The organism is Aquabacterium sp. (assembly GCF_050725395.1).
Taxonomy (GTDB): Bacteria; Pseudomonadota; Gammaproteobacteria; order Burkholderiales; family Burkholderiaceae_C; genus Aquabacterium.
Genome location: NZ_JBOHHL010000066.1, coordinates 1 through 11,934 on the forward strand (window position 1 = coordinate 1; position 11,934 = coordinate 11,934).

The 11,934-nt window shown below is 65.1% G+C and carries 11 protein-coding genes and 1 tRNA gene; all 12 read left to right on the forward strand.

Annotation, left to right across the window (positions count from 1 at the left end; translation table 11 throughout):
* Positions 1-848 (forward strand): tRNA pseudouridine(38-40) synthase TruA (gene truA / locus ACREB4_RS20710; protein WP_431590134.1); only part of this gene is annotated, 848 nt, incomplete at its 5' end.
* Positions 849-860: 12 nt separating this feature from the next.
* A complete protein-coding gene (locus ACREB4_RS20715) occupies positions 861-1,535 on the forward strand; it encodes a phosphoribosylanthranilate isomerase (protein ID WP_431590135.1) in 675 nt (224 codons plus the stop codon).
* Positions 1,536-1,541: 6 nt separating this feature from the next.
* Positions 1,542-2,801 (forward strand): tryptophan synthase subunit beta, encoded by a 1,260-nt coding sequence (gene trpB, locus ACREB4_RS20720; protein WP_431590136.1) that lies wholly within the window; start codon positions 1,542-1,544, stop codon positions 2,799-2,801.
* Positions 2,798-3,628, forward strand: a complete 831-nt coding sequence (gene trpA / locus ACREB4_RS20725; protein ID WP_431590137.1) for a tryptophan synthase subunit alpha — start codon at positions 2,798-2,800, stop codon at positions 3,626-3,628. The genes trpB and trpA overlap by 4 nt, the downstream gene beginning before the upstream one ends.
* Position 3,629: 1 nt before the next feature.
* The gene (accD, locus tag ACREB4_RS20730; protein ID WP_431590138.1) at positions 3,630-4,505 is read left to right on the forward strand and encodes an acetyl-CoA carboxylase carboxyltransferase subunit beta; all 876 of its coding nucleotides are present in this window, start codon (positions 3,630-3,632) and stop codon (positions 4,503-4,505) included.
* 95 nt (positions 4,506-4,600) lie between these two features.
* A complete protein-coding gene (folC, locus tag ACREB4_RS20735; protein WP_431590139.1) occupies positions 4,601-5,989 on the forward strand; it encodes a bifunctional tetrahydrofolate synthase/dihydrofolate synthase in 1,389 nt (462 codons plus the stop codon).
* A 68-nt stretch (positions 5,990-6,057) separates the two neighbouring features.
* Positions 6,058-6,876 carry an SPOR domain-containing protein gene (locus ACREB4_RS20740; RefSeq protein WP_431590140.1) on the forward strand — a complete coding sequence of 273 codons (819 nt, stop codon included), beginning with the start codon at positions 6,058-6,060 and terminating at the stop codon, positions 6,874-6,876.
* Positions 6,873-7,394 (forward strand): CvpA family protein, encoded by a 522-nt coding sequence (locus ACREB4_RS20745; RefSeq protein ID WP_431590141.1) that lies wholly within the window; start codon positions 6,873-6,875, stop codon positions 7,392-7,394. The genes ACREB4_RS20740 and ACREB4_RS20745 overlap by 4 nt, the downstream gene beginning before the upstream one ends.
* Positions 7,395-7,429: 35 nt before the next feature.
* Complete coding sequence (purF, locus tag ACREB4_RS20750) at positions 7,430-8,956, forward strand: amidophosphoribosyltransferase (protein WP_431590142.1); 1,527 nt, start codon at positions 7,430-7,432, stop codon at positions 8,954-8,956.
* A gap of 8 nt (positions 8,957-8,964) precedes the next feature.
* A complete protein-coding gene (locus ACREB4_RS20755; RefSeq protein ID WP_431590143.1) occupies positions 8,965-10,218 on the forward strand; it encodes an O-succinylhomoserine sulfhydrylase in 1,254 nt (417 codons plus the stop codon).
* On the forward strand, positions 10,215-11,618 hold the full coding sequence (gene gltX, locus ACREB4_RS20760) for a glutamate--tRNA ligase (protein ID WP_431590144.1): 1,404 nt from the start codon (positions 10,215-10,217) through the stop codon (positions 11,616-11,618). Before ACREB4_RS20755 ends, gltX begins: the two co-directional genes overlap by 4 nt.
* Before the next feature lie 113 nt (positions 11,619-11,731).
* Positions 11,732-11,807: transfer RNA gene (locus ACREB4_RS20765), tRNA-Ala, on the forward strand.
* The last annotated feature ends 127 nt before the right edge of the window (positions 11,808-11,934 follow it).

The window sequence follows — 11,934 nt, forward strand, 5'->3', positions numbered from 1 at the left end:
GCGTTTCTTACCGTGGCACGGCCTACAAAGGCTGGCAAAGCCAGGCCGGCGGAGGCACGGTCCAGGATGCGCTGGAGACGGCCTTGTCGGCCTTCGCCACGCACCCGATCCGGGCCGTGTGCGCGGGTCGAACCGACTCCGGCGTGCATGGCATCAACCAGGTGGTGCACCTGGACACGCCCCTGCACCGCGAGCCTTTTTCATGGGTGAGGGGCACCAATGCCTTCCTGCCTCCCGACATCGCCGTGCAATGGGCCGCCGAGGTGCCCCATGACTTCCACGCGCGCCAAAGTGCCATCGGGCGGCGCTACACCTACATCCTGCTCGAGGCGCCCGTGCGCCCCGCGCTCGAATCAGGGCAGGTGGGCTGGGTCTTCAGGCCGCTCGACCATGCCGCCATGGTAGACGCCAGCGCCTGTTTGATTGGCGAGCACGATTTCAGCTCCTTCAGGTCGTCCCAGTGCCAGTCGCCCACGCCCGTCAAGCACCTGCGCGAGATCAGCATCCGCCGTTGTGGCGGCGCCCCGCAGCCATCCGCCGCCCCGACGAGGGCCGGTGTCGACAGCCGCGGCATCCTCGGGCCAGGAGCCGAGGGCGTTTATTGGCGTTTCGACTTCGAAGGCAAGGCCTTCCTGCACCACATGATTCGCAACCTCATGGGCTGCCTGGTGGCGGTGGGCACGGGTGCCCAGCCCGTGTCTTGGATGCAAGCGGTGCTCGACGCCCGCGACCGCAGGGTGGCCGCGCCCACCTTTGCCCCCGAAGGCTTGTATTTTTTGGGGCCGCGCTACGATGAGCGCTGGGGCCTTCCTTCGGACGTCCCTGCCTTCCACTGGCTTCCTGACTGACCGGACACGGAGATGACCCCTTTTCGCGCACCACCTGCCGACCACCGCACCCGCATCAAGATTTGCGGACTCACGCGCGAAACCGACGTGAACGTTGCGGTGGACGCAGGTGTCGACGCCGTCGGTTTCGTGCTGTATGAAAAAAGCCCCCGCCATGTGACATTGGACCGGGCCGTGACCCTGGCACGGCAGTTGCCGCCTTTTGTGACACCGGTGCTTTTGCTGGTCAATGCGGAGGCCTCTTTCGTGAGTGAAGCCATTGCCCGCCTGCCCCAGGCCTTGTTGCAGTTCCACGGCGACGAAACGCCCGACCAATGCGAGCAGTCTGGACACCCTTACATCAGGGCCGCCCGGATGGCAAGCGGTTTCAATTTGTTAGACTTCGCCCAGCGGTTTGCCAACGCCCAGGCCATGCTGGTCGATGCCCATGTGGAAGGGTACGGGGGGGGCGGCAAGCTGTTCGATTGGTCTTTGTTGCCTTCAGGCCTGCCGTGCCCCATGATCCTGTCGGCGGGGTTGAACCCCGACAATGTGACCGATGGCGTGCGTCAGGTGCGGCCCTGGGCCGTGGATGTGAGTTCGGGCGTGGAAGCGGCCAAGGGCATCAAGGATGCCGTGCTGATGCGCCAGTTCTGTCAGGCCGTGCGTGCGGCCGATCGGCAAAGTGCCGAAACCGGGTTTTTTTAGAGAGCTATGCTGAATTATCAACAGCCCGACGCCAAGGGCCATTTCGGTCCTTACGGCGGCACCTTCGTTTCCGAAACGCTGATCTACGCGCTGGAAGAGCTCAAGAACGCCTATGAGCACTACCGCAACGATCCCGCTTTCATCGCCGAATTCAAGCGCGAGTTGGCCGACTTCGTGGGCCGCCCCAGCCCCGTCTACCACGCTGAGCGCCTGAGCCGCGAGTTGGGCGGCGCCCAGATCTACTTGAAGCGCGAAGACCTGAACCACACCGGCGCGCACAAGGTCAACAACACCATTGGCCAGGCTTTGCTGGCCAAGCGCATGGGCAAGCCCCGCGTCATCGCCGAAACCGGCGCCGGCCAGCATGGCGTGGCCACCGCCACCATCTGCGCCCGCTATGGCATGGAATGCGTGGTCTACATGGGCTCGGAAGACGTCAAGCGCCAGTCGCCCAATGTGTACCGCATGCATTTGCTGGGTGCCAAGGTGGTGCCGGTCGATTCTGGCAGCCGGACGCTGAAAGACGCGTTGAACGAAGCCATGCGCGACTGGGTGACCAACGTCGAGAACACCTTCTACATCATCGGCACGGTGGCGGGCCCGTCCCCTTACCCGGCCATGGTGCGGGACTTCCAGAGCGTGATCGGCGAAGAGTGCCTCACGCAGATGCCCACCAAGATCGGCCGCCAGCCCGATGCCGTCATCGCCTGCGTGGGCGGTGGCAGCAACGCCATGGGCATCTTCTACCCCTACATCCCGCACGAAGCCACGCGCCTGATCGGCGTGGAAGCGGCGGGCGAGGGGGCCAACAGCGGCAAGCATTCGATGTCACTGCAATTGGGCGTGCCGGGCGTGCTGCACGGCAACCGCACCTACCTGTTGCAGGATGAAAACGGCCAGATCACCGAGACGCATTCGATCTCGGCCGGCCTGGACTACCCCGGCGTGGGCCCCGAGCATGCCTACCTGAAGGACATCGGCCGTGCCGAATACGTCGGCATCACCGACAAGGAGGCGCTGGAGGCTTTCCACCGCTTGTGCCGCACCGAAGGCATCATCCCGGCGCTGGAATCCAGCCACGCCGTGGCCCACGCCATGAAGCTGGCCCCGACCATGCGCGCCGACCAGCACATCCTGGTCAACCTGTCCGGCCGTGGCGACAAGGACATCGGCACCGTGGCCGACCTGTCGGGCACCGAGTTCTACGACCGCCCGTCGCAGCGCGGCGTGACCGTCAAGGGCGCCCCATGCGAAGGCAAGGCATGAGCATCAGTAACCGCATCGACGCCACTTTTGCCACCCTGCGCGACCAAGGCCGCAAGGCCCTGATCCCCTACATCACCTGCGGCGATCCCTTCCCCGAACTGACGCCCGAGTTGATGTGGGCCATGGCCGACGCCGGTGCCGACGTGATCGAGCTGGGTGTGCCCTTCAGCGACCCCATGGCCGATGGCCCGGTGATCCAGAAGGCGGCCGAGCGTGCCTTGCTCAAGGGCATCTCGCTCAAGCACGTGTTGGCCGACGTCCAGCGCTTCCGCGAGCGCAACGCCACCACGCCCGTCGTGCTGATGGGCTACGCCAACCCGATCGAGGCCTACGACCACCGCCTGGGCGAGGGCGCCTTCGTGAAGGACGCCAAGGCCGTGGGCGTCGATGGCGTGCTGGTCGTCGACTACCCGCCGGAAGAGTGCGAAGAGTTCGCCGCGCGCTTGAACGCGGTCGATCTGGCCCCCATTTTCTTGCTGGCGCCCACCTCGACCGAAGAGCGCATGGCGCAGGTCGGCAAGGTGGCCAGTGGTTATGTGTATTACGTGTCGCTCAAGGGCGTGACCGGCGCAGGCCACCTGGACACCGACGCGGTGGCCCGGATGGTGCCGCTGATCAAGTCCCATGTGAACACGCCCGTCGGCGTGGGTTTCGGCATCCGCGATGCTGACACCGCGAAGGCGGTGGCCGCGGTGTCCGACGCCGTGGTGATTGGTTCGCGCATCGTGCAATTGCTGGAAACGCAATCGCCCGAGACCGTGGTGAAGGCCGCCAGTGATTTCATCTCCGAGATCCGCACGGCCCTGGATTCCTTGAAAGGAGCCTGACATGAGCTGGCTTGAAAAACTGCTTCCGCCCAAGATTCAACCCACCGACCCGTCCGAGCGTCGGCAGGTGCCCGAGGGCCTGTGGGTCAAGTGCCCATCGTGCGAAACGGTGCTCTACAAGAACGACCTCGAAGCCAATGTGAACGTGTGCCCCAAGTGCGGCCACCACCACCGCATTGGCGCGCGCGCCCGCCTGGACGCCTTCCTGGATGCCGAAGGCCGCTTCGAACTCGGCCAGGAAGTCCTGCCGGTCGATGCCCTGAAGTTCAAGGACAACAAGAAATACCCAGATCGCCTGAAGCAAGGCATGGAGGCCACCGGCGAGACCGATGCCCTGGTGGTGATCGGCGGCTCGGTGCACAGCATCCCCATCATGGCGGCCTGCTTCGAGTTCGACTTCATGGGCGGATCGATGGGCTCCGTGGTGGGCGAGCGCTTCGTGCGTGGCGTCGAGGCCGCGGTCGAGCAGAAGATGCCTTTCGTGTCCTTCACGGCCACGGGCGGCGCGCGCATGCAGGAAGGCCTGCTGAGCCTGATGCAGATGGCCAAGACCAACGCGTCGCTGACTTTGCTGGCCAAGGCCAAGTTGCCCTACATCAGCGTGCTGACCGACCCCACCATGGGCGGCGTCTCGGCCAGCTTCGCCTTCATGGGCGACATCGTGATCGCCGAACCCAAGGCCCTGATCGGCTTTGCCGGTCCGCGCGTGATCGAGAACACCGTGCGCGAGAAGCTGCCCGAGGGCTTCCAGCGTTCGGAATTTTTGATGCAGAAGGGCGGTGTCGACATGATCATCGACCGCCGTGAACTGCGCTTGGTGATCGCCCGCTCGCTGGCCATGCTGCTGCGCCAGCCGGTGGATGCCCTGGTGGTCTGAGAAAGCCCAGCCCCCGCCTTTTTCTCCGATCCATCCCACCATGCGGGCTGCGCTGTTTGCAGCCCGTTGTGTTTTCTGGCGCGATCTGATTTGTCATGAGCCCCTCTGCCGACGCCCCCCAAGATTTTTCCTCCCGCCCCACCACGCTGGCCGGCTGGCTGGCGCATTGCGAAGGGCTGCATCCCGTCACCATCGACCTGGGGCTGGAGCGTGTGTCGCAAGTCTGGCAGCGCATGGGTGTCACCCTGGGTACGCCCTGTGGCAGCGGCGAAGCGCAGGACACGGCGGCACCCGTGGTGTTCACCGTGGCGGGCACCAATGGCAAGGGCTCGACCTGCGCCATGATCGAGAACATCCTGCTGTCGGCGGGCTTCAAGGTGGGCGTGTATGGTTCGCCCCACCTGGTGCATTTCGAAGAGCGTTGCCGTGTGATGGGCGTGCCGGTCAAGGCCGATGAGTTGTTGCCCCACTTCGCGGCGGTGGAAGACGCCCGGGGTGAGCTGGCGCTGACTTATTTCGAGTTCACCACCCTGGCCATCATGCGCCTGCTGGCGCTGGCAGGCCTGGACGCGGTGGTCCTGGAAGTGGGCCTGGGCGGCCGCCTGGACGCCGTCAACGTGGTGGACGCCGATTGCTCGGTCATCACCAGCATCGACCTGGACCACATGGACTACCTGGGCCCCGACCGCGAGGCCATTGGCCGCGAGAAGGCGGGCATCCTGCGTGCGGGGCGCCCCGCCATCGTGTCGGATCCACAGCCACCGCAAAGCGTGGTCGATCATGCGCAAGCGTTGGGCGCCGACCTGTGGCTGTTCGCGCGCGATTTCAACTATTCGGGCGACCGGCAGCAGTGGTCGTGGGGCGGGCGCGAGAAGCGCTTCAATGGCATGGCCTACCCTTCGCTGCGCGGTGTCAATCAATTATTGAACGCCTCGGGCGTGCTGGCCGCATTGGAGGCCATGCGCCTGCGCCTGCCGGTGTCGGCGCAAGCGGTGCGCACGGGCCTGGCCACGGTGGAATTGCCGGGCCGCTTCCAGATCATCCCTGGTCAGCCCACCTTGATCCTGGACGTGGCGCACAACCCCCACGCGGCGGCCACCCTGGCGGCCAACCTGGACCAGATGGGCTTTTCGCCCCGGACTCACGCGGTCTGGGGCGCCATGTCCGACAAGGACCTGGCTGGCATGGTGGCCAAATTGACCCAGGTGGTCGACGCCTGGTATTGCTGTGAGTTGCCCACCGACCGGGCGGCGAGCGCATCGCAATTGGCCGATGTCGTGCGCGCCATTTCTGGCCAAAGCACCTCGCTGGTTCGCCAGCAACCCACGATCACCACCCACGCCGATCCGATGGCCGGGCTGCATGCCGCGCTGGCGGCGGCGGGCCCCACGGATAGAATCGTGGTCTTTGGTTCATTCTTCACCGTGGGCGGTGTTTTGCACGAGGGCTTGCCCCGGCTGAACGCGCCCCACCTGCAATCCTGATCGACCCACCAGGCCACCCACCGAGCATGCCGCTGCCTTCGTTTTTACAGCGCCTCCGCCAGCGATCCATGGCCTCTGGGGCTGATGCGCCCTTGCCGCTGTCGTCGGCCGACATCGAGGTGGCCCGGGTGCGTGCTCGCCGCCGCCTGGTGGGCATGGTGGTGCTGGTCGGCGTCGGCGTGGTGGGTCTGCCCTGGTTGTTCGAGACCCAGCCGCGTCCGCTGAACCCGGATGTGCAGGTGGTGTCCGCCGTGGCGCCGCATGGCGGCGGCCCCGCCGGTGCTTCCGGCAGCAAGCCATCCATTGCCGCGGTGACCGTGCCAGTCGATCCGGCCCCGGTCATCGAAGAAGAAGTGATCGAAGAGCCCGCCAAGCCGGCCGCCAGCCAGCCGGTGGCCACCCGCCCCAGCGCGCCCACGTCGGTGGTGACCCCGAAGCCCGCGCCAACGCGTTCGCCGGCATCGTCACCGGGGGGCAACAACGGCAAGCCGGCTGCCCGTGAGGCCGTCGGCAAGCCCCCGGCACCTGCCGAGACCGCCGCCAGCAAGGATGCCGCGCGTGCCAGGGCCCTGCTCGATGGCAAGCCGCCCACCATCGTCAAACCCGCCGCGACGACCACGGCCCAAGACAAGGCCAAGCCTGCGTCCGATGCCGCCAACACCCGCTACGTGGTGCAGATCGGTGCGTTTTCGGACGCGCCAGCCGCGCGTGAAGTGCGCCTGAAGGCCGAGCGCGCTGGCGTCAAGACCTACACCCAGGAGGTCACCGTCAACGGCGGCAAGAAGATCCGCGTCCGCGTGGGCCCCTATGCCACCAAAGCCGAAGCTGACAAGGCCGTGGACACATTGCGCAAGGCGGGGATGAGCAGCGCCCTGTTGACCTTGTGACCGAGGCCTTGGGCAGCAGCGCCTGGACGCTGGTCGACGTCGCTCTGGCCCTGGGCTTGCTGCTGTCGATCATCGTGGGTGCCTGGCGGGGTTTCGCGACCGAGGTGCTGGCCTTGCTGGGCTGGGCAGTGGCTTACTTCGCGGCCCAGTGGTACGGGCCGCAAGCCGCGGCCATGGTGCCTGTGGGTGAGACTGGTTCTCGTTTGAACCTGATCGCCGGCATGCTGGTGGTATTTGTGCTGGCCTGGCTGGTCTGGGCCTTGATTTCCTGGGCGGTCGCACAAATGATCAAAGCATCGGTGCTCAGCGGACCAGACCGGTTGCTGGGCGCCGGTTTTGGTCTGGTGCGCGGTGTGCTGGTGGCCCTGATCGTGTGCACCGTGGTCAGCATGACGCCGGTGCAGCAATGGGCGCCGTGGCATGCGTCACGCGGCGTGGCGGGGTTACAAATTTTGCTGACAGGCTTGAAGCCTGTTCTGCCCGAGCAGGTGGTCAAATTCCTGCCCGAGCAGCCTTGAATTGAATTTGCGTAGTTTTGCGGAAGAGGTGAACCATGTGCGGCATCGTCGGTGTGATTTCGAAGACGCCTGTCAACCAACTGATCTATGACGCCTTGCTGCTGCTGCAGCACCGGGGTCAGGACGCCGCCGGCATCGTGACCGCCGGGCCGGATGCACTGGGGCGCAAGTTCTTCATGCACAAGGCACGCGGCATGGTGAAGGACGTGTTCCGCACCCGCAACATGCGCGCGCTGCCGGGCACGGTCGGCCTGGGCCAGGTGCGTTACCCCACCGCCGGCAACGCCTTCAACGAAGAAGAGGCCCAGCCCTTCTACGTGAACGCGCCGTTTGGCCTGGTGCTGGTGCACAACGGCAACCTCACCAACGCGCACGGCTTGAAGCGTGAGCTGTTCGAGATCGACCGCCGTCACATCAACACCGAGAGCGATTCGGAAGTGCTGCTCAACGTGCTGGCGCACGAACTGGAGCGCGTGGGCATCAAGGGCCCGCTGACACCCGAAGCCGTGTTCACCGCCGTGCGCGCCGTGCACAAGCGCATCAAGGGCTCGTACGCCGTGATCTGCCTGATCGCCGGTCATGGCCTGCTGGCCTTCCGCGACCCCTACGGCATCCGCCCCCTGTGCTACGGTGTGGCCGACCTGCCCGAAGGCCCCACCGTGATGGTCTCGAGCGAATCCGTGGCCCTGGAAGGCACCAGCCACAAGTTCGTGCGCGACGTGAAGCCCGGCGAGGCCCTGTTCATCGACCTGAACGGCCAGGTCCACGCCGAGCAATGCGCCGAGCACCCCGTGCTCAACCCCTGCATGTTCGAGTACGTCTATTTGGCGCGCCCGGATTCGGTCATGGACGGCATCTCGGTCTACCAGGCGCGTTTGAACATGGGCGAAACCCTGGCGCAGCGCGTCATCTCGACCATGCCCCCGTCCGAGATCGACGTGGTCATTCCGATCCCCGAATCCAGCCGTCCATCCGCCATGCAACTGGCGCAAAAGCTGGGCAAGCCCTACCGCGAAGGCTTCGTCAAGAACCGCTACGTGGGCCGCACCTTCATCATGCCGGGGCAGGGCGTGCGCAAGAAATCCGTGCGCCAGAAGCTCAATGCCATCAGCATGGAATTCAAGGGCCGCAACGTGCTGCTGGTCGACGATTCCATCGTGCGTGGCACCACGTCGAAAGAGATCGTGCAGATGGCGCGCGAAGCCGGCGCCAACAAGGTCTACCTGGCCTCGGCCGCGCCGCCGGTGCGCTTCCCCAATGTGTACGGGATCGACATGCCCACCAAGGAAGAGCTGGTCGCGCACAACCGCAACGTCGAAGAGATCCGCCAGATCATCGGCTGCGATGCGCTGATCTACCAGGACGTGGACGCGATGAAGAAGGTTGTGGCCAAGCTGAACCCGAACATCAAGAGCTTCGAGGCCTCGTGCTTCGATGGCACCTACATCACGGGTGATGTCAGCGCCGAAGACTTCGCGGCCATCGAATCGCAACGCCTGACGCAAAAGGGCGAGGACGATGCCGACCATTCGCGCCTGGCCTTGCAGCACACGCCGGACTGAGCCCGACCATGAGCACGCCCGATCCCAAGCCCGAGAAGAAGCGCCTGCCGCGCAAAGAGTTTGCGCCCGACGTCCGCCTGGAAACCCTGGCCGTGCGCGAAGGCCTGCCGGCCACCGAGTGGGGTGAGAACTCCGAAGGGCTGTTCCTGACCAGCAGCTTCAACCACCCGGACGCGGCCACGGCGGCGGCGCGTTTCGCCAACGAAGAAGAAGCCTTCGTCTACACGCGCTTCTCCAACCCGACCACGATGATGTTCGAGCGCCGCCTGGCCGCGCTCGAAGGCACCGAGGCCGCCATTGCCACCTCCAGCGGCATGTCGGCCATCATGCTGTTGGTGATGGGCTTGCTGAAAGCGGGCGACCACGTGGTGTGTTCGCGCAGCGTGTTCGGCTCGACGATCAAGCTGCTGCAGGGCGAGTTCGGCAAGTTCGGGGTGCAGACCACCTTCGTGTCGCAGACCGATGTGGCCGAGTGGCGCGCGGCCATCAAACCCAACACCAAGCTGCTGTTCGCCGAGACGCCCAGCAACCCGCTGACCGAGGTCTGCGACATCGCGCAACTGGCCGAGGTGGCGCACGCCGCGGGCGCCTTGCTGGCGGTCGACAACTGCTTCTGTTCGCCCGCTTTGCAGCGCCCTGCCAAGCTGGGTGCCGACCTGATCATCCACTCTGGCACCAAGTACCTGGACGGCCAGGGCCGCGTGGTGGCCGGTGCCATTTGCGGCAGCGAACAGCTCATCGAAAACGTGTTCGTGCCCGTGATGCGCAGCGCGGGCATGAGCCTGTCGCCCTTCAATGCCTGGGTGGTGCTCAAGGGCCTGGAAACGCTGTCCATCCGCATGGCCGCACAGAGCGCCAGTGCCTTGGCGCTGGCCACATGGCTGGAAACGCAGCCGAGCGTCGAGCGCGTCTACTACCCCGGCTTGCCATCGCACCCGCAGCACGAACTGGCGATGAAGCAGCAAGGCGGCCTGGGCGGCGCCGTGGTGAGCTTCATCACGAAAGGCGAGGGCGCCGAAGCCGCGCGCCGCAACGCCTTCGCCGTGATCGACCACACCCGCATCTGCTCCATCACGTCCAACCTGGGCGACACCAAGACCACCATCACCCACCCGGCCACGACCTCCCACGGTCGCCTGAGCGAAGACCAGCGCCAGGCCGCCGGCATCACGCAAGGCATGATCCGCGTGGCCGTGGGCCTTGAACACATCGAAGACCTCAAGGCCGACCTGGCCTCGGGCCTGAACAGCATCGACCCATGACCCAAGTCCGCACCCGCTTTGCCCCGTCGCCCACCGGTTTCATCCACCTGGGCAACATCCGCTCGGCCCTGTACCCCTGGGCTTTCGCGCGCGCTTCCAAAGGCGTGTTCATCCTGCGCATCGAGGACACCGACGTCGAGCGTTCGTCGCAAGAAGCCGTCGACGTGATCCTGGAAAGCATGCAATGGCTGGGCCTGGACATCGACGAGGGCCCGTTCTACCAGATGCAGCGCATGGACCGCTACAAGGCGGCGCTGCAAGACATGGTGGCCAAAGGCCTGGCCTACCCCTGCTACATGAGCACGACCGAGCTCGACGCGCTGCGCGAGCGCCAGATGGCCAACAAGGAAAAGCCCCGCTACGACGGCACCTGGCGCCCCGAGCTCGGCAAGACCTTGCCACCCGTGCCAGAGGGCGTGCAACCCGTGCTGCGTTTCAAGAACCCCGTGGGTGGTTCGGTGGTGTGGGACGACAAGGTCAAGGGCCGCATCGAGATCAGCAACGACGAGCTGGACGACCTGGTGATCGCGCGCCCCGACGGCACGCCTACTTACAACTTCTGCGTGGTGATCGACGACCTCGACATGGCCATCACCCACGTGATCCGCGGTGATGACCACGTCAACAACACGCCGCGCCAGATCAACATTCTGCGGGCGCTGGGCCAGGAGCCACCGGTCTACGCCCACTTGCCGACGGTGCTGAACGCCGAAGGCGAGAAGATGTCCAAGCGCCATGGTGCCAAGGCCGTCACGCAGTACCGCGACGAGGGCTACCTGGCCGATGCCGTGGTGAACTACCTGGCCCGCCTGGGCTGGAGCCACGGTGACGATGAGATCTTCTCGCGCCAGCAACTGGTCGAGTGGTTCAACCTGGACCACCTGGGCAAGAGCGCAGGCCAGTTTGACGAAGCCAAGCTGCGTTGGGTGGCCCAGCAGCACATGAAGACGACGGCCGACGATGTGCTGGCGCCGCTGGTGCGTGGACAGTGGGCCGCGCGTGGCGTGCAGGTGCCTGATGCCCTGGCCTCGGGCGATCTGCTCAACCGCGCTTGCGCCTTGTTCAAGGACCGCTGCTCGACCACGGTGGAGCTGGCCGATTGGCTGTCCATGTACGTGGCCGACATTCAGCCGCCTGCCGACGAGTTGGCCACTCAACTGACCGATGCTGTGAAGCCGGCGGTGACCGCCCTGCGCGAGCGCCTGGCCACCGTCGCCTGGGACAAGGCGTCCATCGCCCTGGCTTTGAAGGAAACGCTGGCCCAGTTCAGCCTGAAGATGCCGCAACTGGCCATTCCGGTGCGCCTGCTGGTCTGCGGTCGCGCGCAAACGCCCTCGGTCGATGCCGTGCTGGAGTTGTTCGAGCGCGAAAACGTGTTGAAACGTTTGCAGCTGACTTGATAAAACCTCAAAAAACGATGTATACTTTTGGTCTTGCTTGAACGACGCTTTGTTTGGTCAAAGCAGCCGGGCAGACCACAGAAATGGCCGATGTTGAAAGACAAAAGCCTTGAGGGGGTATAGCTCAGCTGGGAGAGCGCTTGCATGGCATGCAAGAGGTCAGCGGTTCGATCCCGCTTACCTCCACCAATTTGGTGTCTGGTGTGCTTTGAAAAGCGAAGCGTTGAACAGGTAGAGAAGATTTCAGTCTCCTTCGTCTAGAGGCCTAGGACACCACCCTTTCACGGTGGCTACAGGGGTTCGAATCCCCTAGGAG